This window comes from Streptomyces sp. R44, assembly GCF_041053105.1.
Taxonomy (GTDB): Bacteria; Actinomycetota; Actinomycetes; order Streptomycetales; family Streptomycetaceae; genus Streptomyces.
In genome coordinates this window covers 4,346,723-4,371,788 of sequence record NZ_CP163444.1, presented here as the reverse complement: position 1 = coordinate 4,371,788, position 25,066 = coordinate 4,346,723, and the positions used below count along the sequence as shown (strand labels likewise).

The 25,066-nt window shown below is 70.0% G+C and carries 22 protein-coding genes; 12 read left to right on the top strand and 10 right to left on the bottom strand.

Going from position 1 to position 25,066, the window contains the following annotated elements; genetic code table 11:
• Nucleotides 1-23: 23 nt before the first annotated feature.
• Complete coding sequence (locus tag AB5J54_RS20230; RefSeq protein ID WP_369145318.1) at nucleotides 24-1,466, bottom strand: CCA tRNA nucleotidyltransferase; 1,443 nt, start codon at nucleotides 1,464-1,466, stop codon at nucleotides 24-26.
• Nucleotides 1,467-1,630: 164 nt separating this feature from the next.
• Here AB5J54_RS20230 and AB5J54_RS20225 point away from each other — a divergent pair, with 164 nt between their 5' ends.
• The 7 genes from AB5J54_RS20225 (at nucleotide 1,631) to trxA (ending at nucleotide 11,331) form a co-directional block, all read left to right on the top strand.
• On the top strand, nucleotides 1,631-3,982 hold the full coding sequence (locus tag AB5J54_RS20225) for a DUF6049 family protein (protein ID WP_369145317.1): 2,352 nt from the start codon (nucleotides 1,631-1,633) through the stop codon (nucleotides 3,980-3,982).
• A 45-nt stretch (nucleotides 3,983-4,027) separates the two neighbouring features.
• A complete protein-coding gene (gene murJ / locus AB5J54_RS20220; RefSeq protein ID WP_369145316.1) occupies nucleotides 4,028-6,250 on the top strand; it encodes a murein biosynthesis integral membrane protein MurJ in 2,223 nt (740 codons plus the stop codon).
• 117 nt (nucleotides 6,251-6,367) lie between these two features.
• Nucleotides 6,368-8,101, top strand: coding sequence for a protein kinase family protein (locus AB5J54_RS20215; protein ID WP_369145315.1), 1,734 nt, complete (start codon nucleotides 6,368-6,370; stop codon nucleotides 8,099-8,101).
• Between the two features lie 107 nt (nucleotides 8,102-8,208).
• Nucleotides 8,209-8,919, top strand: a complete 711-nt coding sequence (gene sigM, locus AB5J54_RS20210) for an RNA polymerase sigma factor SigM (RefSeq protein ID WP_369145314.1) — start codon at nucleotides 8,209-8,211, stop codon at nucleotides 8,917-8,919.
• On the top strand, nucleotides 8,916-9,851 hold the full coding sequence (locus AB5J54_RS20205) for a zf-HC2 domain-containing protein (RefSeq protein WP_369145313.1): 936 nt from the start codon (nucleotides 8,916-8,918) through the stop codon (nucleotides 9,849-9,851). Before sigM ends, AB5J54_RS20205 begins: the two co-directional genes overlap by 4 nt.
• A gap of 139 nt (nucleotides 9,852-9,990) precedes the next feature.
• On the top strand, nucleotides 9,991-10,956 hold the full coding sequence (trxB, locus tag AB5J54_RS20200; RefSeq protein ID WP_369145312.1) for a thioredoxin-disulfide reductase: 966 nt from the start codon (nucleotides 9,991-9,993) through the stop codon (nucleotides 10,954-10,956).
• Between the two features lie 45 nt (nucleotides 10,957-11,001).
• Nucleotides 11,002-11,331: a thioredoxin gene (trxA, locus tag AB5J54_RS20195; RefSeq protein ID WP_369145311.1), complete on the top strand. Its 330-nt coding sequence runs from the start codon at nucleotides 11,002-11,004 to the stop codon at nucleotides 11,329-11,331.
• 95 nt (nucleotides 11,332-11,426) lie between these two features.
• Here the strand turns inward: trxA and AB5J54_RS20190 are convergent, their stop codons facing one another.
• From AB5J54_RS20190 to rpmH, 9 genes are all read right to left on the bottom strand, one after another.
• A complete protein-coding gene (locus AB5J54_RS20190; protein WP_351176472.1) occupies nucleotides 11,427-12,044 on the bottom strand; it encodes a GNAT family N-acetyltransferase in 618 nt (205 codons plus the stop codon).
• A gap of 160 nt (nucleotides 12,045-12,204) precedes the next feature.
• Complete coding sequence (locus AB5J54_RS20185; protein WP_369145310.1) at nucleotides 12,205-13,233, bottom strand: ParB/RepB/Spo0J family partition protein; 1,029 nt, start codon at nucleotides 13,231-13,233, stop codon at nucleotides 12,205-12,207.
• Entirely contained in the window at nucleotides 13,230-14,306 is a 1,077-nt protein-coding gene (locus AB5J54_RS20180) for a ParA family protein (RefSeq protein WP_369145309.1), read from the bottom strand. Before AB5J54_RS20180 ends, AB5J54_RS20185 begins: the two co-directional genes overlap by 4 nt.
• Before the next feature lie 236 nt (nucleotides 14,307-14,542).
• Complete coding sequence (rsmG, locus tag AB5J54_RS20175; protein WP_369145308.1) at nucleotides 14,543-15,259, bottom strand: 16S rRNA (guanine(527)-N(7))-methyltransferase RsmG; 717 nt, start codon at nucleotides 15,257-15,259, stop codon at nucleotides 14,543-14,545.
• Nucleotides 15,260-15,377: 118 nt separating this feature from the next.
• A complete protein-coding gene (locus AB5J54_RS20170) occupies nucleotides 15,378-15,890 on the bottom strand; it encodes a R3H domain-containing nucleic acid-binding protein (RefSeq protein ID WP_030685783.1) in 513 nt (170 codons plus the stop codon).
• A gap of 30 nt (nucleotides 15,891-15,920) precedes the next feature.
• Complete coding sequence (gene yidC / locus AB5J54_RS20165; RefSeq protein ID WP_369145307.1) at nucleotides 15,921-17,249, bottom strand: membrane protein insertase YidC; 1,329 nt, start codon at nucleotides 17,247-17,249, stop codon at nucleotides 15,921-15,923.
• 3 nt (nucleotides 17,250-17,252) lie between these two features.
• Nucleotides 17,253-17,579: a membrane protein insertion efficiency factor YidD gene (gene yidD, locus AB5J54_RS20160; RefSeq protein WP_369145306.1), complete on the bottom strand. Its 327-nt coding sequence runs from the start codon at nucleotides 17,577-17,579 to the stop codon at nucleotides 17,253-17,255.
• Nucleotides 17,576-17,947, bottom strand: coding sequence for a ribonuclease P protein component (rnpA, locus tag AB5J54_RS20155; RefSeq protein ID WP_078945981.1), 372 nt, complete (start codon nucleotides 17,945-17,947; stop codon nucleotides 17,576-17,578). Before rnpA ends, yidD begins: the two co-directional genes overlap by 4 nt.
• Nucleotides 17,948-17,968: 21 nt before the next feature.
• Complete coding sequence (gene rpmH / locus AB5J54_RS20150) at nucleotides 17,969-18,106, bottom strand: 50S ribosomal protein L34 (protein ID WP_007265229.1); 138 nt, start codon at nucleotides 18,104-18,106, stop codon at nucleotides 17,969-17,971.
• Between the two features lie 397 nt (nucleotides 18,107-18,503).
• On the opposite strand from rpmH, the gene dnaA reads away from it, so the two are divergent.
• The 5 genes from dnaA (at nucleotide 18,504) to AB5J54_RS20125 (ending at nucleotide 25,015) form a co-directional block, all read left to right on the top strand.
• Nucleotides 18,504-20,258, top strand: a complete 1,755-nt coding sequence (gene dnaA, locus AB5J54_RS20145; RefSeq protein WP_369145305.1) for a chromosomal replication initiator protein DnaA — start codon at nucleotides 18,504-18,506, stop codon at nucleotides 20,256-20,258.
• A gap of 828 nt (nucleotides 20,259-21,086) precedes the next feature.
• Nucleotides 21,087-22,217 carry a DNA polymerase III subunit beta gene (gene dnaN, locus AB5J54_RS20140; protein ID WP_369145304.1) on the top strand — a complete coding sequence of 377 codons (1,131 nt, stop codon included), beginning with the start codon at nucleotides 21,087-21,089 and terminating at the stop codon, nucleotides 22,215-22,217.
• A 187-nt stretch (nucleotides 22,218-22,404) separates the two neighbouring features.
• The gene (gnd, locus tag AB5J54_RS20135; RefSeq protein ID WP_369145303.1) at nucleotides 22,405-23,283 is read left to right on the top strand and encodes a phosphogluconate dehydrogenase (NAD(+)-dependent, decarboxylating); all 879 of its coding nucleotides are present in this window, start codon (nucleotides 22,405-22,407) and stop codon (nucleotides 23,281-23,283) included.
• A gap of 59 nt (nucleotides 23,284-23,342) precedes the next feature.
• Nucleotides 23,343-24,464, top strand: a complete 1,122-nt coding sequence (recF, locus tag AB5J54_RS20130) for a DNA replication/repair protein RecF (RefSeq protein WP_369145302.1) — start codon at nucleotides 23,343-23,345, stop codon at nucleotides 24,462-24,464.
• Nucleotides 24,461-25,015: a DUF721 domain-containing protein gene (locus tag AB5J54_RS20125; protein WP_369145301.1), complete on the top strand. Its 555-nt coding sequence runs from the start codon at nucleotides 24,461-24,463 to the stop codon at nucleotides 25,013-25,015. Before recF ends, AB5J54_RS20125 begins: the two co-directional genes overlap by 4 nt.
• Nucleotides 25,016-25,066: the final 51 nt, after the last annotated feature.

Here is a 25,066-nt window from a genome sequence, read left to right as displayed (position 1 = left end):
ACCCGTCCGTGCGCCGGCTCGACTCAGTCGCGCGCTGCCCACCACTCCTTGAGCGCGGCAACGGCCTGGTCGTGCCCCATCGGCCCGTTCTCCAGCCGGAGCTCCAGCAGGAACTTGTACGCCTGGCCGATGGCCGGCCCAGGTCCGATGCCCAGGATCTCCTGGATCTGATTGCCGTCGAGGTCCGGACGGATCGCGTCCAGCTCCTCCTGCTCCTGGAGCTGGGCGATGCGGACCTCAAGGCCGTCGTAGGTCCGGGAGAGGGCTGCCGCCTTGCGCTTGTTCCGCGTGGTGCAGTCCGAGCGGGTCAGCTTGTGCAGCCGCGAGAGCAGCGGCCCGGCGTCACGGACGTAGCGCCGCACGGCCGAGTCGGTCCACTCGCCGTCCCCGTAGCCGTGGAAGCGCAGGTGCAGCTCCACGAGGCGCGAGACGTCCTTGATCATCTCGTTGGAGTATTTGAGCGCGGTCATGCGCTTCTTCGTCATCTTCGCGCCGACCACCTCGTGGTGGTGGAAGGAGACCCGGCCGTCCTTCTCGAAGCGGCGGGTGCGCGGCTTGCCGATGTCATGGAGCAGCGCGGCGAGGCGCAGCACCAGGTCGGGCCCGTCCTCCTCCAGGTCGATCGCCTGGTCGAGCACGGTCAGCGAGTGCTCGTAGACGTCCTTGTGCCGGTGGTGCTCATCGCTCTCCAGGCGCAGCGCCGGCAGCTCGGGCAGCACGTGATCGGCGAGGCCCGTGTCCACGAGGAGCCCGAGGCCCTTCCGGGGGTGCGCCGAGAGCAGCAGCTTGTTGAGCTCCTCACGGACACGCTCGGCGGAGACGATCTCGATGCGCCCGGACATCTCCTTCATGGCCGTGACGACCTCGGGGGCGACCTCGAAGTCCAGCTGCGCGGCGAACCGCGCGGCCCGCATCATGCGCAGGGGGTCGTCGGAGAAGGACTCCTCCGGCGTACCCGGCGTGCGCAGCACCCTGGCGGACAGGTCTTCGAGACCGCCGTACGGGTCGATGAACTCCTTCTCGGGGAGTGCCACGGCCATGGCGTTGACGGTGAAGTCACGCCGGACGAGGTCCTCGTCGATCGAGTCGCCGTAGGAGACCTCGGGCTTCCGGGAGGTCCGGTCGTACGCCTCCGAGCGGTACGTGGTGACCTCGATCTGGTAGCCGTCCTTCTGGGAGCCGACGGTCCCGAAGGCGATGCCGACCTCCCACACGGCGTCGGCCCACGGACGGACGATCTTCAGTACGTCCTCGGGGCGGGCATCGGTGGTGAAGTCCAGGTCGTTGCCGAGCCGGCCGAGCAACGCGTCCCGCACCGAGCCGCCGACCAGCGCGAGGCTGAACCCGGCCTCCTGGAAACGGCGGGCGAGGTCGTCGGCGACAGGGGACACACGGAGTAGTTCACTGACCGCGCGGCGTTGCACCTGGCTCAGTGCAGTCGGGGTGTCTTCGTTGGCGTTCGGCACAACAGAAAAGGGTACGTGCCCCGGCTCACCGCGACGTTCCCGTTTTCAGCTGGAGCAGTCCCCGGCACTTGCCCCCAGCGTGCCTCGTTACCATGCCTGGACACAGCAACCGGGAACCACCGACACCACTGGCATCACGGACAACGACGAGGACGGGCGAACGCGTGGCCGAGGCGGCAGACATCCAGGGAACCGGTCCCTCACCTGCCCGCCGATGGCTGCGGCGCACGATCACCGTCGCCTTCGGGGCACCCCTTCTCGCGGGCCTGCTCCAGGCCCCCCTCGTCGTCTCTCCGGCGGCCGCCGCCGAGGACGCCACCGGCTCCAGGACGGTCGATGTGTCACTCGACACGCTGGCCCCGAGCGCGCCCGTCGAGGGGGACACCGTCACCGTCACGGGCACGGTGACCAACCGGGGCAAGAAGCCCGTCACCGAGGCGACCGTGAACCTGCGCGTCGGACCGAAGATGACGAGCCGCAGCGAGATCGAGCAGGTGACGGGGCGCACCGGTTTCCGGAGCGACAGCGACCCCGCCCCCCTCGAGGGCGCGCCGACCGTCAAGATTCCCCGGCTGGGCGCCGGCCTCAGCGCGGACTTCTCGTTCTCCGTCCCCGTCTCCGAGCTCGGGCTCGACGAGGAGGGCGTCTACCAGCTGGGCGTCTCCCTCACCGGGCAGACCTCGGACCGGCAGTACGAGCGGGTGCTCGGCATCGAGCGGACCTTCCTGCCGTACCAGCCCGAGGCCACCGAGAAGAAGACCCAGCTCACCTATCTCTGGCCGGTCATCGCCTCGGCGCACGTCTCGGCGCAGACCGCCACGGACGACCAGCAGACCCCGGTCTTCGAGGACGACGACCTGGCGGCCGAGCTGCGTCCGGGCGGGCGCCTGGACCAGCTGGTCTCCCTGGGCAAGGACCTCCCGGTCACCTGGGTGGTCGACCCGGACCTGCTGGCCTCCGTCGACGCCATGGCGAACGGCTACCGCGTCAAGGACGGCGACCTGGACGTCCCCGGCAGGAACCAGGCCGTCGCCGAGCGGTGGCTGGACGCGCTGGAGAAGGCGGTCCAGGGGCACAAGGTCGTCGCCCTCCCCTTCGCCGACCCCGACCTCGCCTCGCTGGCCCATCGGGGCAAGGACGTGCCCGGCTCCCTCGGACACCTCCAGTCGGCGACCGCCCTGGCGGGCGTGACGGTCGAGACCGTCCTCCACGTCCAGGCGTCCACCGACTTCGCCTGGCCCGTCGACGGCGCCGTCGATCCCTCCATCGTGGCGGTCGCGACCTCGGCCGGTGCCGAGAAGGTGATCGCCCGCAGCGACAGCGTCCGCGACGACCTCTCCTACACGGCCACGGCAGCCCGCCCGCTCGGCAACGGCAGCACCACGGCCGTGGTGAGCGATGCGCTCCTGTCCACCGCCTTCGAAGGGGACATGGTCCGCGCGGAGAACTCCACGCTCGCGGTCCAGGAGTTCCTCGCCCAGTCGCTCGCGGTCACCCTGGAGCAGCCGGAGGACCAGCGCAGCATCGTCGTCGCCCCGCAGCGGATGCCGACGGTCGCGCAGGCCCAGTCCATGGCGACCGCCCTGGAGGGCCTCTCCGGCCGGCGCTGGACCGAGCCGACCGACCTCCTCGCGGCCGCCGCCGCGAAGCCGGACCCGGACGCCTCCACCGCGGTGCCGAGCAGCTCCCGCTACCCGAAGAAGCTGCGCGACCGTGAGCTCCCGGTCCAGGCCTTCCGCGACATGAAGACCACGCGGGACGAGCTGGACGACTTCAAGGTCGTCCTGACCCAGCCGGAACGCGTCGTGACGCCCTTCGGCAACGCGATCAACCGCGAGATGTCGACCTCCTGGCGCGGTGAGGCCCGGGACGCCGCGATCTACCGGAACAACGTCCTGGACTATCTGCAGACCCTCACCAAGGGCGTCCAGCTGGTCGACAAGTCGGACCTCACGCTCTCCGGCCGCAGCGCGACGATTCCCGTGACCGTCCAGAACAAGCTGCTCCAGGGCGTCGACAACCTGAAGCTGCGCCTCACCTCCGGCAACAAGAACCGGCTGGAGCTGAACGGCGAGAGGTTCGCCGAGCTCCCGGTGAAGGTCGGCGGCGGGCACAGCCAGTCGGTGAAGTTCACCGCCTCGGCCAACGTCAACGGCCAGGTGCCGATGACCGCCCAGCTCTACACCGAGGACGGCACCCCGTACGGGCAGCCGATGAACTTCACCGTGCGGGTCTCCGAGATCACTCCCACGGTGATGCTCGTGATCGCCGGCGGTGTCCTCCTCCTCGTGCTCGCCGGCGTGCGGATGTACAGCCAGCGCAAGCGGGTGGCCGCCCGGAACGCCGAGGCCGAGGCGGCAGAGGCGGCAGAGACCGCCGAGGACGCACCCGCCGAGGACGCACCCGGCGAGGGGGAGTCCGACGCGGAGGAACCCGTGCAGCCGAGTGACCCGACGCCGGACACCGGGCCCGAAAGCGGCGACCCGTCGGGCCCGGGTGAGAAAGTGGACCGTTGAGCGATGTCGTGGCCGGTCGGCCGGGGACGATGAGGTGGGGTAACCATGAACGCGCCGTACGACGGTGACCGCGGCCAGGGCGCGGGCGGCCCGGCGCCGTCCGCTGGGACGCCCGCGGCGCCTCCCGGTGGCGGCCACCCGCCGGTGCCGCCCCCACACCAGGGCGCCCCAGGCGCGCAGGGGCAGGACCCCTACGCGCAGAACCCGTACGCCCAGGACCCCTACGTCCAGGACGCCTTCGCCCACGACCCGTACCAGGCCCAGGACATGTCCGCGCAGGACCCGGTGACCGAGGCGCTCTACGACCGCGCCGCGCACCCGCCGCCCCCGCCCGGCACCTACCAGGACCCCCACGCGCTCTACCAGCAGCCGGCCGCGCCGCAGCACGCCCCCGACCCCCGGGTGTGGGCCCAGACCCCGGCGCCCGAGCCGGACGGCCCCTCGCGGCATCTTCCGTACGGCGACGACGCGCGCACGGTCCAGTTCACCGGGGTCGACGACCTGGTGACCCGGGCGAGCGAGGAGACGCCCGAGCCGGACGCCTTCGCGCACCTCTACCGGGACCAGCAGGCGCCCGGCCAGGTGCCGCCGCCCGCCCCGGAGCCGGACCCGCTGCCCGCACCCGCCCCCAAGAAGTCCGGCCGCGCCTCCGGGCTGCTGAAGTCGAGCGCGGTGATGGCGGCCGGCACCCTCGTCTCCCGGCTGACGGGCTTCGTCCGCAGCCTGGTGATCACCGGTGCGCTCGGCGCTGCCCTGCTCGGTGACACCTTCACGATCGCCTACACCCTGCCGACGATGATCTACATCCTCACCGTCGGCGGCGGCCTCAACTCGGTCTTCGTCCCGCAGCTCGTCCGCTCCATGAAGAACGACGAGGACGGCGGCGAGGCCTACGCCAACCGGCTGCTCACGCTGGTCATGGTGGCGCTCGGCCTCATCGTGGCCCTGGCCGTCTTCGCGGCGCCGCTCCTGATCCGGCTGATGTCGAACACCATCGCCGACGACGCCGCGGCCAACAGCGTGGCCGTGACCTTCGCCCGCTACTGCCTGCCCACGATCTTCTTCATGGGCGTGCACGTGGTGATGGGTCAGATCCTCAACGCCCGCGGCAAGTTCGGCGCGATGATGTGGACCCCGGTCCTCAACAACATCGTCATGATCGTCACCTTCGGCCTGTTCATCTGGGTGTACGGCACCTCCGCCGAGTCCCACATGGGCGTGCAGACGATTCCGGACGAGGGCATCCGCCTGCTCGGCATCGGCACGCTGCTCGGCCTCGTCGTCCAGGCCCTGGCGATGATCCCGTACCTGCGCGAGACGGGCTTCCGCTTCCGCCCCCGCTTCGACTGGAAGGGCCACGGGCTCGGCAAGACGGTCAAGCTGGCCAAGTGGACGGTCCTCTTCGTCCTCGCCAACCAGGCGGGCGTCCTGGTCGTCACCCAGCTCGCCACCGCCGCCGGTGAGGAGTCCGGGAAGAACGGTGCCGGCTTCCTCGCCTACTCCAACGCCCAGCTGATCTGGGGCATGCCGCAGGCCATCATCACGGTCTCCGTCATGGCCGCGCTGCTGCCGCGGATCTCCCGCGCCGCCCACGACGACGACCCCGGCGCCGTCCGGGACGACATCTCCCAGGGCCTGCGGAACTCGGCCGTCGCGATCGTCCCGGTCTCCTTCGCCTTCCTGGCGCTCGGCGTCCCGATGTGCACCCTGCTGTACGCCTCCAGCGGCGTCGAAGCGGCCCAGGGAATGGGCTTCATCCTGATGGCCTTCGGCCTCGGCCTGATCCCCTACTCCGTCCAGTACGTCGTGCTCCGCGGCTTCTACGCCTACGAGGACACCCGGACGCCCTTCTACAACACGGTGATCGTCGCCGCCGTCAACGCGGCCGCGTCGGCGCTCTGCTACGTCGTCCTGCCGGCCCAGTGGGCCGTGGTGGGCATGGCCGCCTCGTACGGCCTCGCCTACGCCGTCGGCGTCGGCATCGCCTGGCGCCGGCTCCGCAAGCGCCTGGGCGGCGACCTGGACGGCACCCATGTGATGCGGACCTACGCGCGGCTCTGCATGGCCTCGGTGCCCGCGGCGATCGTCGCCGGTGGAGTCGGTTTCGGTCTGCTGAAGCTGCTCGGCGAGGGCGCCCTGGGCTCGCTCGCCGCCCTCGTGGTCGGCGGGGCGGTGCTCCTCGGTGTCTTCTTCGTCGCCGCGAAGCGCATGCGGATCGCGGAACTGAACACCCTGGTCGGCATGGTGCGCGGACGTCTGGGACGCTGAACCCGGCGGTCCGCACAACCATCGGCGGGAACCGCGTGTCGTGCATAGCGTCCGACTGTGGGCACAATTGGCTTGGCTGTTGGATGTGGCGCAACGGATGGGGAGGCAGGAACGACGGTGGCGGAACGTAGCACGGCTGCCGTCGACGTGGCCGACAACAGCGGTGACGACCCGCTGACCGCCAAGGCGGACACGGCCGCGACCGACGGGGTGGCGGAAGAGCAGAAGACGGCGGAGAAGGCGGAGAAGTCCGTCGAGGCCACGGAGAGCAAGGCGGTCGAAGGAAAGAGCGGCGAGCAGCCCTCCATCACGGCACCCGAACTGCACAGCGGCCACAAACTGGCCAGACGCTACCGGCTGGAGGAGTGCGTCACCCGTCTGGACGGCTTCAGCAGTTGGCGTGCCGTCGACGAGAAGCTGCGCCGTGCGGTCGGGGTCCACCTGCTGCCGGCCGACCATCCCAGAGCCCGGTCGGTCCTGGCCGCGGCCCGCTCCTCGGCCCTCCTCGGCGACCCGCGCTTCGTCCAGGTCCTCGACGCCGTCGAGGAGAACGACCTCGTGTACGTCGTGCACGAATGGCTGCCGGACTCCACCGAATTGACCGCGCTGCTCGCGGCCGGCCCGCTGGAGCCCCACGACGCCTATCAGCTCGTCAGCCAGGTCTCCCAGGCCATGGCCGCCGCCCACCGCGAGGGCCTCGCGCACCTCCGGCTCACCCCGAGCGCCGTCCTGCGCAGCTCCACCGGTCAGTACCGGATCCGCGGCCTGGCCGTGAACGCCGCGCTGCGCGGCATCACCGCCGAGCGTCCGCAGCGCAGTGACACCGAGGCCATCGGCGCCCTGCTGTACGCCGCGCTGACCCGGCGCTGGCCGTACGACAGCGACGCCTACGGGCTCTCCGGGCTTCCCAAGGGCGTCGGGCTGCTGGCGCCGGACCAGGTCCGCGCCGGTGTCCACCGGGGCCTCTCCGAGATCGCCATGCGCGCCCTCGCGAACGACGGGGCCACCGCCTCGCGTCAGGAGCCGCCCTGCACCACCCCGGACGAGCTGGCCAAGGCCGTGGCGGCGATGCCCCGTGTCCGGCCGCCGGAGCCGGAGTTCACCGCCCCTCCCGAGTACCAGCACACGACGTACCAGCAGGGCACCTACGGACGCCCTCAGCCGCGCCCCGTGGTCACCCAGCCGGTCGTCGTCCCGCCGCCCCCGCTGCAGAGCCGCACCGGCAAGGCGCTCAAGTGGGCCGTCTCGGCCCTCCTGATCGCCGCCCTCGGCCTCGGCAGCTGGCAGATCGCGGACCGGCTGCTCGCCCCGGAGGGCAAGGACGAGCCGAAGACCGTGCAGCCGACGCTCGACGACGAGAAGCCCAAGCCGCCGAAGCCGCTCGCCATCTCCTCGGCCGAGGAGTACGCCCCCGACGGCAGGCCGCAGGACACGAGTGGGGTCGCCAACACGTACGACAGCGACAGCTCCACGTACTGGCGCACCAAGACCTTCCAGGAAGGTCCCGTCCTCGCTCCCTACAAGGAGGGCGTCGGCATCGTCTACGACCTGGGCAGCGAGCAGAACGTGACGTCGGCCTCCATAGCGCTGCGCTACAGCGGCCCTCAGACCGCGATCACCCTGTACGCGACGGACTCGCTGAGCCCCTCGGGCTCCGTGGACTCGATGAAGCGGATCGCCGCCGTCGAGACCTCGGACCCGACGGCGAAGCTGGAGACGAAGACACCGGTCAAGACCCGCTACGTGCTCCTGTGGCTGACGGCCGCACCGTACGCGAGCGGTGACCAGTACTTCGGCGCCGGCTACAAGCAGGCCATCACGAACGTGTCCTTCCAGGGGACCGCCCCGTAGTCACCACCCGCACCATCCATGAGCGCCGAGCCCAGCTCGGCGCTCATTTACTTCCGGGCACGGACCGGATTGAATGCCTGCACGGCTGCCGAGCGAGGAGGGGAACCGTGACGCCTCCGGCTGACGACCTCCGGACGGCGGCGGACGAGGAACTCCTCGCCCGCCATGTCGCCGGGGATCCCGACGCCTTCAGTGAGCTCGTGCGGCGGCATCGTGACCGGCTGTGGGCGGTGGCCCTGCGGACCCTGGGGGACCGCGAGGAGGCCGCTGACGCCGTCCAGGACGCCCTGATCTCCGCCTTCCGGGCCGCCCACACCTTCCGGGGCCAGTCGGCCGTCACGACCTGGCTCCACCGCATCACGGTGAACGCCTGCCTCGACCGGGCACGCAAGACCGCCTCCCGCAGAACCTCGCCCGTCGACGACACCGACCGCTTCGAGCAGCTTCTCGACCCCCACGAGTCGGCCGAGGCACCGGTGGAGCGCCAGGACCTCAACCGTCAGCTCCTGGCCGCTCTCGCCGCGATCCCCGAGGACCAGCGGGCCGCCCTGGTCCTGGTCGACATGCAGGGATACCCCGTCGCGGAGGCAGCCCGTATCCTCGGCGTCCCCACCGGGACCGTGAAGAGTCGCTGCGCACGCGGGCGGGCACGCCTCCTTCCGATGGTCACTCATCTGCGCGCCGACACCGTGGGTAACGAGGCCGCCGAAGGGGGAAGGAACCGGACGCCGGGGACATCCGTCCCACCGGTGCCGGGGACGACGGATACCGGACCGACAGATCCAGCTGCTGTGAAGGGCGGAGGTGGGCGCACGTGACTTCCACGGCCGGCAAGGCCGACACCACACAGCACCCGGACGTCTCGGAGATCTCCGATCTGACCGAGGGGCTGCTCTCGCCGACCCGCTCGGCGGCCGTACGACGGCACCTGGACGGCTGTTCCCTCTGCGCCGACGTCCGGTCGTCCCTGGAGGAGATCAGGGGCCTGCTCGGCACCCTGCCCGGACCGCCCCGCATGCCCGCCGAGATCGCCGGGCGGATCGACGCCGCCCTGGCCGCCGAAGCCCTCCTCAACGCCACCTCCCCGGAGAGCGACACCCCTGTTTCACGTGAAACATCGCGTCCCTCCGCCGACACCGCGGCCTCCTCCCCGTCCTCACCGGCCACGGACCGCCCTGCCGGACGCCCTCGGGCGGGCACCGGCCCCGGCCGCCCCGGCACGCGCCGCCGTCGCCGCATCGCGCTGCTCTCCACGATCGGCGCCGCCTTCGGAGCCGTGGTGCTCGGGACGAGCCTCTACCTCAGCCAGGCGGGCAGCCCGACCGCCAGCGGCTCGGCCGACGCCCAGAAGGCCGACACGCTCGCGAGCGCACCCCTCAGTCCCTTCTCCGGTGCCCCCGTAGAGGACCGCGTGCACGCCCTCCTCGCGGAGAACCGCGCTCCCAAGACCCCCCAGGGGGTCGGGCCCGAATCCATGTCCGCAGATGCCGGCAGCGACGCTGCCCGGCGCAACGGGGCGGGAGCCGTTCCCGGATGTGTGCTGGCCGGCACCGGCCGCACCGACGGGGTACTCGGCCACGAACGCGGCGAGTACAAGGGCACACCGGCCTATCTGCTCGTCCTGACGGATCCGGCGGACAGCACACGGGTCCAGGCCTACGTGCTCGACGCCTCCTGCGCCGAACGACCCACGGAGAGCGGAGGCCCGGCCGCCGACGTCCTGCTCAGCCAGACGTACCCTCGCTCCTGACCTCTCTTCCCGTCCGGCCAGGGTGCCGCGCGGCGGTCTCGGGAATGCACGCCCCTTAGGATCCGTTGGGTGGGGTGAGAGCGACCGAGACAACCGCCCCCGTAGGCAGTGGCAGTCTGCAGAGACGAGGAAGAAACCCGTGAGCGACGTCCGTAACGTGATCATCATCGGCTCCGGGCCCGCGGGTTACACCGCTGCGCTCTACACGGCCCGAGCGTCGCTGAATCCTCTGGTGTTCGAGGGTGCGGTCACCGCTGGTGGCGCCCTGATGAACACCACCGAGGTCGAGAACTTCCCCGGTTTCCGTGACGGGATCATGGGCCCGGACCTGATGGACAACATGCGGGCCCAGGCCGAGCGCTTCGGCGCCGAGCTGGTCCCCGACGATGTCGTCGCCGTCGACCTGACCGGTGAGATCAAGACCGTCACCGACACCGCCGGCACCGTCCACCGCGCCAAGGCCGTGATCGTCACCACCGGCTCCCAGCACCGCAAGCTCGGCCTCCCCAACGAGGACGCGCTCTCCGGCCGCGGTGTCTCCTGGTGCGCCACCTGCGACGGGTTCTTCTTCAAGGACCAGGACATCGCCGTCGTCGGCGGCGGCGACACCGCGATCGAGGAGGCCACCTTCCTCTCGCGCTTCGCCAAGTCCGTCACGATCGTCCACCGCCGCGACACCCTGCGTGCCTCCAAGGCCATGCAGGAGCGCGCCTTCGCCGACCCGAAGATCTCCTTCGCCTGGGACAGCGAGGTCACCGAGATCCACGGCGAGCAGAAGCTCAGCGGTCTGACCCTGCGCGACACGAAGACCGGTGAGACCCGCCAGCTCGCTGTCACCGGCCTCTTCATCGCCGTCGGCCACGACCCGCGGACCGAGCTCTTCAAGGGCCAGCTGGAGCTGGACGCGGAGGGCTACCTCAAGGTCGCCGCCCCGTCGACGCGCACGAACCTCACGGGTGTCTTCGGCGCCGGCGACGTCGTCGACCACACCTACCGTCAGGCCATCACGGCCGCCGGCACCGGCTGCTCGGCCGCGCTCGACGCGGAGCGCTTCCTGGCCGCCCTCGCCGACAGCGAGAAGCTGGCCGAGACCCCCGCGGTCTGACCCCGTCTCTCCCTACCCCACACCCCGCGAAAAAAGGAGGCCGCCGTGGCCGGCGCCCTGAAGAACGTGACCGACGCAGACTTCGAGGAGCTCGTCCTCAAGAGCGACAAGCCCGTCCTCGTGGACTTCTGGGCTGCCTGGTGCGGCCCGTGCCGCCAGATCGCCCCGTCGCTGGAGGCCATCGCCGCCGAGCACGGCGAGATCGAGGTCGTGAAGCTCAACATCGACGAGAACCCGGCCACGGCTGCCAAGTACGGGGTCATGTCGATCCCGACGCTGAACGTCTACCAGGGCGGCGAGGTCGTGAAGACCATCGTCGGCGCCAAGCCGAAGGCCGCCATCCTGCGCGACCTGGAAGGCTTCGTCCAGGCCTGATGCTCCCCTGTTTCACGTGAAACGCTCACGTGAACGTTTCACGTGAAACAGCGACGGGCCACCCCGACAGGGGTGGGCCGTTTGCGTGTCCCGGACTAGAGAGGCCGGAGGGCGGGCTCCTTCTGCACGGCGCCGAGCAGACGGTCCAGAGCCATCTCGACATCCTCCTTCCAGGAGAGCGTCGTCCTGAGCTCCAGCCTCAGCCGGGGAAAGGCATGATGCGGACGGACGGTCTTGAAGCCCACCGCGAGGAGATGCTCGGCCGGCAGCACACAGGCCGGCTCCTTCCACCGGGCGTCCCCGAACGCCTCGATCGCCTTGAAGCCCCGCCTCATCACGTCCTTGGCCACGGTCTGCACCACCACACGCCCCAGCCCCTGCCCCTGATAGCCCGGCATGATCCAGGCCGTCATCAGCTGGACGGCATCCGCCGCCACGGGGCTCGTCGGAAAGGCGGTCGAGCGCGGCACATAGGCCGGGGGAGCGTAGAGGACGTAACCGACCGGCACCTCGTCCACGTAGACCACCCGGCCGCAGGAGCCCCATTCCAGGAGAACGGCCGAGATCCAGGCCTCCTTCTCCAGCTCCGGCCGCCCCGCCTTCACCGCCGCCTCACCGCTGACCGGGTCGAGCTCCCAGAAGACACAGGAGCGACACCGCTTGGGGAGATCCGGAAGGTTGTCCAGGGTGAGCGGTACGAGCCGACGCCCCACGGCTGCTCCTCGTTTCCCTCGCCATCGAGCACGGATACGCCTCTCGGAATCGTATCGATCGGGCGATCGGGGCGATACCGCTCACAGGCAAAGGGCGGGCCGCGTTCCGGTGAAGACCGGAGCACGACCCGCCCTGGGCGGCCTCAGCGAGGGAGAGAGATCAGCCCTCGGCGTTCTTGTGGTCCATGACCCGGCCCTCGCCGGGGGCCAGGGTCGAGAGGATCCGGTCCAGATCGTCCATCGAGGCGAACTCGACGACGATCTTGCCCTTCTTCTGCCCCAGGTCGACCTTCACCCGGGTCTCGAAGCGGTCCGAGAGACGAGTGGCGAGGTCCGTGAGCGCGGGCGAGACACGGCCACCGGCACGCGGCCCCTTCGGCTTGGCCGCGGACGCGGGCTCCTCGGAACCCATGAGGCTGACGATCTCCTCGACGCTGCGCACCGAGAGCCCCTCGGAGACGATCCGGTACGCCAGCTTGTCCTGGGCGTCCGGGTCCTCCACGCCGAGCAGGGCCCGTGCGTGACCGGCGGAGAGCACTCCGGCGGCGACCCGGCGCTGCACCGGCAGCGAGAGCCGCAGCAGACGCAGCGTGTTGGAGATCTGCGGACGGGAGCGCCCGATCCGCTCCGCGAGCTGGTCATGCGTGCAGCCGAAGTCCTTGAGCAGCTGCTCGTAGGCGTGGGCCTCTTCGATCGCGTTCAGCTGGGCCCGGTGAAGGTTCTCCAGGAGCGCGTCCAGGAGCATCTTCTCGTCGTCGGTGTCCCGGACGATGGCCGGGATCCGCTCCAGACCCGCCGTCGTCGACGCCCGCAGACGACGCTCACCCATGACGAGCTCGTAGCGGTCGGCCTCGATCTTGCGCACGACCACGGGCTGGAGCAGGCCGACCTCCTTGATGGAGGTGACGAGCTCCGCCAGCGCGTCCTCGTCGAAGACCTCGCGCGGCTGGTGCCGGTTGGGAACGATGGCGTCGATCGGCAGCTCGGTGAAGTACGCACCGGCCGGAGCCTCGGGCAGGGCCACCGGCTCCGGCGCATTCCACGCCGGCGTCGACTCAGGGGCCTGCGGGCTCTGCGGCAGCGTCGCCAGCTTCGCGGCGGCCACCCCTCGCTCCACCTGCCGTTCCTGGGGAGCAGCGGGAATCAGCGCACCGAGCCCACGCCCCAATCCCCTACGTCGCTCGCTCACTGGATCCCCTCCGACATGCTGCGCTGGTTGTTCTGGTGCCCTGCATGGGCGTGCTGCGGGTCGTACTGCACGGCGACCCCCCGCAGTGCGATCTCACGGGCCGCTTCGAGATACGACAGGGCACCGCTGGAGCCCGGGTCGTAGGTGAGGACCGTCTGTCCGTAGCTCGGCGCCTCCGAGATGCGGACGGACCGCGGAATGCTGGTCCTCAGCACCTCCTCGGCGAAGTGGCTGCGCACCTCGTCGGCGACCTGGGAGGCGAGCCTCGTCCTGCCGTCGTACATGGTGAGCAGAATCGTCGAGACGTGGAGCGCCGGGTTGAGGTGTCCTCGGACCAGGTCGACGTTCCGCAGGAGCTGTCCGAGCCCCTCCAACGCGTAGTACTCGCACTGGATCGGGATCAGTACCTCCGCGCCCGCGACCATGGCGTTGACCGTGAGGAGTCCGAGCGAGGGCGGGCAGTCGATCAGGATGTAGTCCAGCGGCTGCTCGTAGGCCTGGATCGCCCGCTGCAGGCGGCTCTCACGGGCCACCAGCGACACCAGCTCGATCTCCGCGCCGGCCAGGTCGATGGTGGCGGGGGCGCAGAAGAGGCCCTCGACGTCCCTGACCGGCTGCACCACGTCCGAGAGCGGCTTGCTGTCCACCAGAACGTCGTAGATCGAGGGGACCTCGGCGTGGTGGTCGATGCCGAGCGCCGTCGAGGCATTGCCCTGCGGGTCCAGGTCGATGACGAGGACGCGGGCGCCGTGCAGCGCCAGGGACGCGGCAAGGTTGACCGTCGTGGTCGTCTTGCCCACGCCGCCCTTCTGATTGGCGACGACCATCACGCGGGTCTGGGCCGGGCGGGGAAGTCCCTCCCCGGCACGACCCAGCGCTTCTACTGCCAGCTGGGCAGCACGACCGATGGGGGTGTCGTCCATCGGGGGCAATGTTTCACGTGAAACATCCTCCCCCACCGATTCGGTTCGGGGACCGGGGACCGGATCGGTCATCGGTCCCGCGATGTTGGCGTCGGACCGCAAGGATTCACTCTCCTCGGCTTCAGGCTCGCGATGAGGAGAGCCTGCCATGCTTTCGGGGTCGTGAACCAGCGAGGTCGGTGGTTCTGTGGGTGAATCCACCTCTGTGGACAACTCCGTGACCCTCGCGGGTGGCTTCACGCGGGGTCTACGGTCCCGGGGCGTGGCAGCCGCGCGACCGCGGCTGATGATCCCCTGCAGCAGTGAGCGACGTTTCACGTGAAACACCATGCCCCTGCCGCCCGGCCGGGACCGTTCGACACTCCGAAATGGTACGTATGGGACGCTCAGCGGCGCCGACGGGTCTTGCTGGTACGGGCGGCCTTGGCCCGCTTGGCCGCGAACCGCACACCACCGGGGCTCTCGCCGACCTCCACGCGGACGACCGTGGTCATCGGATCGACGATCCCCTCGCCCACGTGCAACACGGAGGCCTCCACCACACCGAGCCGGGAGAGCGCGGCGCGAGCACCGTTGATCTCCTCCTCGGCGGTGTCGCCCTTGAGCGCCAGCATCTCTCCGTACGGGCGCAGCAGGGGAACGCCCCAGCCGGCGAGCCGGTCGAGCGGAGCCACCGCGCGGGCGGTCACCACGTGCACGGGCGTGATCTTGCCGAGCATCTCCTCCGCCCGTCCCCGGACCACGGTCACATGGTCGAGGCCCAGCAGTTCGACGACCTCCTGGAGGAAGTTCGTCCTGCGCAGGAGCGGCTCCAGGAGCGTGATCTTCAGGTCGGGCCGGACCAGAGCCAGGGGGATACCGGGGAGACCGGCGCCCGAGCCCACATCGCAGACGGTGACGCCCTCGGGGACGACCTCCGAGAGGACGGCACAGTTCAGCAGGTGGCGCTCCCAGAGACGCGGGACCTCGCGCGGGCCGATCAGACCGCGCTTCACACCCGCGTCCGCGAGCAGCTCCGCGTACCGCACGGCCTCCGGGAAGTACTCACCGAAGACTGTCCGCGCCTGCTCCGGCGCCTCGGGGAGCTCCGCTGCCTCCGTCACGGGAACCGTCCTTCCGTACCGCACGACTCGCGTGCGAGCGCACTGTGGTGGCTGACTATCAAGGCTGACAAAGATCGGCCCCGCCTGCGAACAGACGGGGCCGACACTACGTGAGGGTTCAGGCCGGGAGCACAACGACGAAGCGCTGCGGCTCCTCGCCCTCGGACTCGCTGCGCAGACCGGCGGCGGCGATCGCGTCGTGCACGACCTTGCGCTCGAACGGCGTCATCGGGTCCAGCTTGACCGGCTGGCCGGTGGACTTCACCTCGGCAGCGGCCTTGGCGCCCAGCTCGGCGAGCTCGGCACGCTTCTTGGCCCGGAAGCCGGCGATGTCGAGCATCAGTCGGCTGCGGTCACCGGTCTCGCGGTGCACGGCCAGGCGCGTCAGCTCCTGGAGCGCCTCCAGGACCTCGCCGTCGCGGCCCACGAGCTTCTGCAGGTCGCGGCTGCTGGAGTCGCTGATGATCGAGACAGCGGCCCGGTCGGCCTCGACGTCCATGTCGATGTCGCCGTCGAGATCGGCGATGTCGAGCAGGCCCTCGAGGTAGTCGGCCGCGATCTCACCCTCCTGCTCCAGGCGGGTCAGGGTGTCGCCACCCTCGGCGGCGGCGGAGGTGGTGCCTTCCGTCACGGATGGACTCCTTCTTGCTTCTGGGAGGGCTTACTTCTTGGAGGACGGGTGCTTGGGCCGCTGCTGGCCCTTGCGCTGACCCTGACCGGACTTGCCCTGACGGGATCCTCCGGAGTTGGCGCGGCTCGGACGCTGGGGCTTGTCGGCCTGCGCCTCGTCCTTGGCCTCGTCCTTGGCCTCGCTCTTGGCCGGACCCTGGGGCTTCTTCTCGAGCGAGGCGGTCGCCTCGTCGGCGGCCGTCTCGGAGACGTCCTCGGTGTCCTTCGCCACGGACTGCGGGGCCGCGGAGGCCTGGCGCTGGGCCTTGGTCTGACGCTTGGGCTGCTGACGCCTGGCGGCGGCACCGCCCTCGGCCTCGGCCACGAGGGTGTCGCCCTTGATCACGGTGCCGTCGGCCTGGGCGGCGAAGCCGGCCTTGGAGAGGCCCGTGAAGAAGCGGCGCTCGTTCTCGTTGCGGTCGCTGCCCTTGGCGACGATCACCTTGACGATGTTCTTCCGGCGGCGGCCGCGGACCTCACCGTGCTGCGTGACGCTCTTGAGCAGGCGCTGCAGGTAGGCGTCCTGTGCCTTGCTGCCCGGCGTCGGGTTCTGGTTGATCACGTACATCTGCTGGCCCATGGTCCACACGTTGGTGGTCAGCCAGTAGACGAGGACACCGACGGGGAAGTTGATGCCCATGCCGGCGAAGATCAGCGGGAAGATGTACATGAGCATCTTCTGCTGCTGCATGTACGGGGTCTTCACCGAGAGGTCGACGTTCTTCATCATCAGCTGGCGCTGGGTGAAGAACTGCGAGGCCGACATCATGATGATCATGATCGCGGTGACGATGCGGACATCGGTCAGCGAGGCGTTGAGCGCGGCGACCTCGGCGGCGGAGTCCGTGAACTTCGCGGCGAGCGGAGCGCCGAAGATGTGCGCCTGACGGGCGCTCTCGAGCAGCGGCTCGTCGATGACGCCGATCGTCTTGCCCGAGGCGATCGCGGACAGCACGTGGTACAGCGCGAAGAAGAACGGCGACTGCGCCAGGATGGGAAGGCACGAGGAGAGCGGGTTGGTGCCCGTCTCCTTGTACAGCTTCATCATCTCTTCGGACTGACGCTGCTTGTCGCTCTTGTAGCGCTCCTGGATCGCCTTCATCTTCGGCTGGAGCGCCTGCATGTTCCGCGTCGACTTGATCTGCTTCACGAAGAGCGGGATCAGACAGATACGGATCAGCACCACGAGGGACACGATGGACAGGCCCCAGGCCCAGCCCGTGTCGGGGCCGAAGATCGCCCCGTACACCTTGTGGAACTGGACGATGACCCAGGAAACGGGCCAGGTGATGAAGCTGAACAGACTGGCAATCGTGTCCACTAATCAGGCTCCTTGAGCATTGGGCGAGGTCTCGGCGGCCGGGCTCGTCTCGGCGGTGGGCCCGCCCTTGTCGCCGCGCAGCGCGTTCCGCAGCATCTCGTGCCAGCGGGGGCGCTTACGCGGGGGGACGTGATCCACACCGCCGGGCGACCACGGGTTGCACCGCAGGATCCGCCAGGCGGTCAGGGCCGTGCCCTTGATCGCGCCATGCCGGTCGATGGCCGTGAATCCGTAGTGGGAACACGACGGGTAGTACCGGCAGACGGGGCCCAGAAGAGGGCTGATCGTCCACTGGTACAGCTTGATGAGAGCCAGCAGCGGGTACTTCATCGCGTGCCCCCTCCCAGCAGCCGCTGGAGAGCGGCGTCCAGGTCTCGGGCCAGCTGTGCGTGATCGGCGTCGCCGGCTCCGGGCAACGCCCGTACGACCACCAGGCTACCGGGGGGCAGCTCGGAGAGACGGTCGCGGACGAGATGGCGCAGGCGTCGCTTCACCTGGTTGCGTACGACCGCCCCGCCCACGGCCTTGCTCACGACGAAACCCGCACGCGTCGGGGGAGCGCTCTCCCCAGGCGCGTGCGGGTCCGTTGCACCGCTGCGTAGGTGGACGACGAGGAGCGGGCGACCGGCCCGGCGTCCTCGGCGTACCGCGGTTGCGAAGTCCTCGCGCCGCCTCAGCCGATTCTCGGTAGGCAGCACGTCATGACCTGTTTAAGTGGATCAGGCGGACAGCGCCGAGCGACCCTTGGAACGGCGGTTCGCAAGGATGGCGCGACCGGCACGCGTACGCATGCGCAGGCGGAAGCCGTGGGTCTTCGCGCGACGACGGTTGTTCGGCTGGAAGGTGCGCTTGCTCACTCGGGGGCTCCAGAAATGATTCGTAGATGGCGGGACATCGCCTGGCTGTCACCGTGCGCCCACGAGTAGCTCGCAATACGCCCGAGTGCACCGCTACACGATCACTGACCGTGATCTTTGCCCATCGGAGGCAGGCGGCAGCAGCCATCGACAACTCGACCTGGTTACGGTACGCGCGGCTACGCCATCCGGTCAAACCGACCTGTCGCCACCCCCCATTGTGCACAGGCTGTGGACAACAACTTGAACCACGTCATCCGGCCCGACTACCGTGGACGGTCTCCACAATCTTTTTCCGTTCTGTCCTCACCTGTCCCGGGCGGACCCGTCCTCACGGACTTCGACCCACTGTCCCCGAGAACCACACCATCGTGGGACCTGCGAGAAAGCGTGCCCTGTGGCTGACGTACCTGCCGATCTTGCCGCAGTGTGGCCACGCGTCCTCGAGCAGCTCCTCGCCGAGGGCCAGCAGGGAATCGAGCCCAAGGACAAGCAGTGGATCGAGCGCTGCCAGCCGCTCGCCCTGGTCGCGGACACCGCGCTGCTCGCCGTGCCCAACGAGTGGGGGAAGCGGGTCCTGGAGGGCCGGCTCGCCCCGCTGATCAGCGAGACCCTCAGCCGTGAGTGCGGTCGGCCGATCCGGATCGCGATCACCGTCGACGACTCCGTCGGCGAGCCGACGCCGCCGGCGCCCCCGGTGCAGCAGCAGCCCCGCTACGACGAGCGCGCACAGCCCGAGCCGTACGACAAGTACGACGGGTACGGCCACCGGCCGATGCCCGACGACGGGCTGCCCACCGCCCGGCCCGCCTATCCGGACTACGCGCAGCCGCAGCGGCCCGACCCCGGTGCCTGGCCGCGCACCCAGGAGGACCTCTCCTGGCAGCAGCCGCGGCTCGGCGGGTACCAGGAGCGCGCCCCGTACACCGGTCCGGAGCAGTCCCGGGGGACCCGTTACGACGAGCCGGCCCGCGGCTACGAGCCGCAGCGGCCCGAGCGCGCCGAGCTGCCCGACCCGCAGAACCACGGTCCTCGTCCCGGCCCCCGCCCCGGCGGTGTGCCGGGCGGCGGTCCCGGCTCCTCGTCCTCCGGGCAGGGCGCCGGCGCTCCGGGCGAGCAGCACGCGCGGCTGAACCCCAAGTACCTCTTCGACACCTTCGTCATCGGTTCCTCGAACCGGTTCGCGCACGCGGCCGCCGTCGCGGTGGCCGAGGCGCCGGCGAAGGCGTACAACCCGCTCTTCATCTACGGGGAGTCGGGTCTCGGCAAGACCCACCTGCTGCACGCGATCGGGCACTACGCGCGGAGCCTCTACCCTGGCACGCGCGTGCGGTACGTGAGCTCCGAGGAGTTCACCAACGAGTTCATCAACTCGATCCGCGACGGCAAGGGCGACGCCTTCCGCAAGCGCTACCGCGATGTGGACATCCTGCTCGTCGACGACATCCAGTTCCTCGCGAGCAAGGAGTCGACGCAGGAGGAGTTCTTCCACACCTTCAATACGCTCCACAACGCGAACAAGCAGATCGTGCTCTCCTCGGACCGGCCGCCGAAGCAGCTGGTGACCCTGGAGGACCGGCTCCGCAACCGCTTCGAGTGGGGACTCACCACCGATGTGCAGCCGCCGGAGCTGGAGACGCGCATCGCGATCCTCCGCAAGAAGGCGGTGCAGGAGCAGCTCAACGCCCCGCCGGAGGTACTGGAGTTCATCGCCTCCCGGATCTCGCGGAACATCCGTGAGCTGGAGGGCGCGCTGATCCGGGTGACGGCCTTCGCGAGCCTCAACCGGCAGCCGGTGGACCTCGGTCTGACCGAGATCGTCCTCAAGGACCTGATCCCCGGGGGCGAGGACAGCTCGCCGGAGATCACCGCTCCCGCCATCATGGCGGCCACCGCCGACTACTTCGGTCTGACGGTGGAGGACCTCTGTGGATCCTCGCGCAGCCGCGTCCTGGTGACGGCCCGGCAGATCGCCATGTACCTGTGCCGTGAGCTCACGGACCTGTCGCTGCCGAAGATCGGTGCGCAGTTCGGCGGCCGCGACCACACGACGGTGATGCACGCCGACCGGAAGATCCGTGCCCTGATGGCGGAGCGGCGCTCCATCTACAACCAGGTCACCGAGCTCACCAACCGCATCAAGAACGGCTGACGCGGGCCTCCACGGCCTCTCCAGAAGCTCTCCGAGGGCGCTCCGGGACACCTCCCGGGGCGCCCTTCGTCGTTCCCGCGGTGCTCCGCCCGTCCCCAACCGCCCCTGCCGTGTTCGATTACTCCGTTCCGGTGGCAGGTTCTCCACAGATTGGGGGATGATCTCCCGTCCACAGGGTGGGGACTGTCGAGTTATCCGGATTGTGTCCACAGGCCGGCCTGGTGACAGATCATCACCCCAGGTCAGCCCCTTGTGGAATTGTTGGCAAACGATCTCCACAGGCTGTGGATGAATCTTTCGTCCACAGGGGGTCCCGAAGGTTGTCCACTGGCTGCCCACAGGCGGCGGCCGGTTGCCCACAGCTTCTCCACACCGCTGTCCACTGTTCGGCAACGAAACGCGCCCGCTCACCGGGCCGAGTGAAAGCGGTCACACCAAGGGAGACGTTTGGGCTGTGGGGAACCTGGGGAAAGCTGGGGACAGCGCTGGGGAGAACTCCCCATGGCCTGTGTACCGGCTGTGCAGAACTTTCGGGTGTCCACAGATAGCCCCGGTTGTCCACGGGCTCCACCCACAGCCTCGGTGGACAAAAAACCGTGCCTGACCTGCGAAAATGACGTTATCCACGGTTTCCACAGGCCCTACTACTACTCCCACATAGAGTTAGCCCGGAATTCGCTTCGAAGTGGGACCTGTGCACAACTCGGCGCCGGAGCTCCGGCTCGCTCTTGTCTCGACTTGACCCCGAGCAGCACCGAGTGTCGGTGGCGTACGTCAGACTGGTTCCCGCAGTCGACGAAGAGCCAGCAACAGCAGGAGGCGGTTCCGGTGAAGATCCGGGTGGAGCGCGATGTACTCGCGGAGGCGGTGGCCTGGGTGGCCCGCAGCCTCCCGGCCCGTCCGCCGGCGCCCGTGCTCGCGGGCCTTCTCCTGAAGGCCGAGGACGGCGTCCTGAGCTTCTCGAGCTTCGACTACGAGGTCTCGGCGCGGGTCTCCGTCGAGGCCGAGGTGGAGGAGGACGGCACCGTCCTCGTCTCCGGCCGGCTGCTCGCCGACATCTGCCGCGCCCTCCCCAACCGTCCCGTGGAGATCTCCACAGACGGTGTACGGGCGACCGTGGTCTGCGGCTCCTCCCGCTTCACCCTCCACACCCTGCCTGTGGAGGAGTACCCGGCGCTGCCGGAGATGCCCACCGCGACCGGCACGGTCCCGGGAGAGGTCTTCGCCTCCGCCGCCGCGCAGGTGGCCATCGCCGCCGGCCGTGACGACACGCTGCCCGTCCTCACCGGTGTGCGCATCGAGATCGAGGGCGACACGGTCACCCTGGCCTCCACCGACCGCTACCGCTTCGCGGTCCGCGAGTTCCTGTGGAAGCCGGAGTCCCCGGACGCCTCCGCGGTCGCCCTGGTGCCCGCCAAGACCCTCCTGGACACCGCCAAGGCGCTCACGAGCGGCGACACGGTGACCCTGGCGCTCTCGGGCTCCGGCAAGGGCGAGGGCCTCATCGGCTTCGAGGGCGCGGGCCGCCGCACCACCACCCGCCTCCTGGAGGGCGACCTCCCGAAGTACCGGACGCTCTTCCCCACCGAGTTCAACTCGGTCGCGGTGATCGAGACCGCCCCCTTCGTGGAGGCCGTCAAGCGTGTGGCCCTGGTGGCCGAGCGCAACACCCCGGTCCGGCTGAGCTTCGAGCAGGGCGTGCTCATCCTGGAGGCCGGCTCCAGCGACGACGCACAGGCTGTGGAGCGTGTGGACGCGCAGCTGGAGGGCGACGACATCTCGATCGCCTTCAACCCGACCTTCCTCCTGGACGGTCTGAGCGCGATCGACTCCCCGGTCGCCCAGCTCTCCTTCACGACCTCCACGAAGCCGGCGCTGCTGAGCGGCAAGCCCGCGCTCGACGCCGAGGCGGACGAGGCCTACAAGTACCTGATCATGCCGGTGCGGCTGTCCGGTTGATGCCTGGCAGTTCTTGCCGGGGGTCCGGGGGTCGCCCCCCGGGAAGGCGCAGTATGCCGGTGCGGCTGTCCGGTTGATGCCGGTTCTTCGGGGCATCGCCTGAGCGGCTGACCCCACAGGTGTGCACCCGGGTCCGGGCGTAGGCTCGGACCCGGGTAAACCGCACACGACGCTTAAGGAATCTCTGATGGAGCTCGGTCTCGTCGGTCTCGGCAAGATGGGCGGCAACATGCGTGAGCGCATCCGCCGCGCAGGTCACACCGTCATCGGATACGACCGCAATCCGGACCTCGCCGATGTCCCCAGCCTCGAAGAGCTTGTGGGCAAGCTCAAGGGTCCGCGCGTCGTGTGGGTCATGGTTCCGGCCGGTGCCGCGACCCAGTCCACCATCGACGAGCTGGCCGGCCTGCTCTCCCCCGGCGACATCGTCGTGGACGGCGGAAACTCGCGCTGGACGGACGACGAGAAGCACGCCGAGGAGCTCGCCGCCAAGGGCATCGGCTTCGTCGACTGCGGCGTCTCCGGCGGTGTGTGGGGCCTGGAGAACGGCTACGCGCTGATGTACGGCGGCTCCGCCGAGGACGTGGCGAAGGTCCAGCCGATCTTCGACGCGCTCAAGCCCGAGGGCGAGTTCGGCTCGGTCCACGCGGGCAAGGTCGGCGCCGGTCACTTCGCGAAGATGGTCCACAACGGCATCGAGTACGCGATGATGCAGGCCTACGCCGAGGGCTGGGAGCTCCTGGAGAAGGTCGACTCCGTCACCGACGTGCGCGAGGTCTTCCGCTCCTGGCAGGAGGGCACGGTCATCCGTTCCTGGCTGCTGGACCTCGCGGTGAACGCGCTGGACGAGGACGAGCACCTGGACAAGCTGCGGGGCTACGCGTCGGACTCCGGCGAGGGCCGGTGGACGGTCGAGGCCGCCATCGACAACGCCGTCCCGCTCCCGGCGATCACCGCCTCCCTGTTCGCGCGGTTCGCCTCCCGTCAGGACGACTCCCCGCAGATGAAGATGATCGCCGCGCTGCGCAACCAGTTCGGTGGCCACGCGGTCGAGACGAAGAAGTAATCCACAGGCTGTGCACCCCGCGGTGCACAGCCGCCGGGGGAAGAAGGTCGGCGCCCACCATGCACGTCACGCATCTCTCGCTGGCCGACTTCCGTTCCTACACCCGGGTCGAGGTCCCGCTCGACCCGGGCGTCACCGCTTTCGTGGGCGCGAACGGCCAGGGAAAGACCAACCTGGTCGAGGCCGTCGGCTATCTCGCGACCCTCGGCAGCCACCGCGTCGCCTCCGACGCCCCGCTCGTCCGCATGGGGGCGGAGCGCGCGGTCATCCGGGCCGCCGTCACCCAGGGCGAGCGCTCCCAGCTGATCGAGCTGGAACTCAACCCGGGCCGCGCCAACCGCGCCCGAATCAACAGGTCCTCGCAGGTCAGACCGCGTGACGTGCTCGGCATCGTACGGACCGTGCTGTTCGCCCCCGAGGATCTGGCGCTGATCAAGGGCGACCCCGGCGAGCGCCGGCGCTTCCTCGACGAGCTCATCACGGCGCGCACGCCGCGCATGGCGGGCGTGCGCTCCGACTACGAGCGCGTGCTCAAGCAGCGGAACACGCTCCTGAAGTCGGCGGCGATGGCCAGGCGCCACGGCGGCCGCGGCATGGACCTGTCGACCCTGGACGTCTGGGACCAGCACCTGGCCAGGGCGGGCGCCGAGCTGCTCGCCCAGCGGCTCGACCTCATCGGCGTACTGCAGCCGCTCGCCGACAAGGCGTACGAGCAGCTCGCCCCCGGCGGCGGGCCCGTCCTCCTGGAGTACCGCCCCTCCGCGCCGGGCACCGGGCACACCCGCGAGGAGCTGTACGAGCAGCTGCTCGCCGCCCTCGCCGAGGTCCGCAAGCAGGAGATCGAGCGGGGCGTCACACTCGTCGGACCCCACCGGGACGAGCTGCTCCTGAAGCTCGGCGACCTCCCCGCGAAGGGGTACGCGAGCCACGGCGAGTCCTGGTCGTACGCGCTGGCGCTGCGGCTCGCCTCGTACGACCTGCTGCGGGCCGAGGGCAACGAGCCGGTCCTCGTCCTCGACGACGTCTTCGCCGAGCTGGACGCCCGGCGGCGCGAGCGGCTCGCGGAGCTGGTGGCGCCGGGCGAGCAGGTGCTCGTCACGGCGGCGGTGGACGACGACGTGCCGGGCGTGCTCGCGGGCACGCGGTACGCCGTGTCCGGCGGGACGGTGGAGCGGGTATGAGCGACGAGAATTCCCCACAGCCTGTGGACAGGCCCGCGGCGCCCGAGCCGTCGGGTGTGGATCTCGCCCGGGTCGCCCTGCGGGCGGCCAAGGAGCAGGCCCGCGCGAAGGGCGCGGCCGCGCAGCAGAAGAAGCAGGCCCGGCGCGGGGGCGGGCTGCGCTCCGGCGCGCGCGCCGACGGACGCGACCCGATGGCGCTCGGCGCCGCGATCAACCGGCTGATCACCGAGCGCGGCTGGGAGACCCCGGCGGCGGTCGGCGGGGTCATGGGGCGCTGGCCGCAGATCGTCGGCGAGGACCTGGCGAAGCACTGCGTACCGCTGAAGTTCGACGACGAGCCGGATGCGCGGGTGCTGACGGTGCAATGCGACTCGACGGCGTGGGCCACGCAGCTGCGGCTGCTCGCCCCGACGCTGGTCGCCCGTCTCAACGAGGACCTGGGGCACGGAACCGTGCGGATGATCAAGGTGCTGGGGCCCGGCGGGCCCCGGCGGGGGTACGGGCCGCTGCGGGCGCCCGGCAGTGTGGGGCCTGGGGACACGTACGGCTAGAGCGCCGCGCGGAGCTGGACCAGGTCCTGGGGGTGCGGGCCCAGGCGGAGG

Excerpts from the sequence above, each read along its gene's own strand:
- AB5J54_RS20125 (WP_369145301.1), top strand. The coding sequence starts at position 24,461 with ATGAGCGACGAGAATTCCCCACAGCCTGTGGACAGGCCCGCGGCGCCC.
- AB5J54_RS20180 (WP_369145309.1), bottom strand. The coding sequence starts at position 14,306 with ATGGCAGGCTCTCCTCATCGCGAGCCTGAAGCCGAGGAGAGTGAATCC.
- recF (WP_369145302.1), top strand. The coding sequence starts at position 23,343 with ATGCACGTCACGCATCTCTCGCTGGCCGACTTCCGTTCCTACACCCGG.
- gnd (WP_369145303.1), top strand. The coding sequence starts at position 22,405 with ATGGAGCTCGGTCTCGTCGGTCTCGGCAAGATGGGCGGCAACATGCGT.
- murJ (WP_369145316.1), top strand. The coding sequence starts at position 4,028 with ATGAACGCGCCGTACGACGGTGACCGCGGCCAGGGCGCGGGCGGCCCG.
- yidD (WP_369145306.1), bottom strand. The coding sequence starts at position 17,579 with ATGAAGTACCCGCTGCTGGCTCTCATCAAGCTGTACCAGTGGACGATC.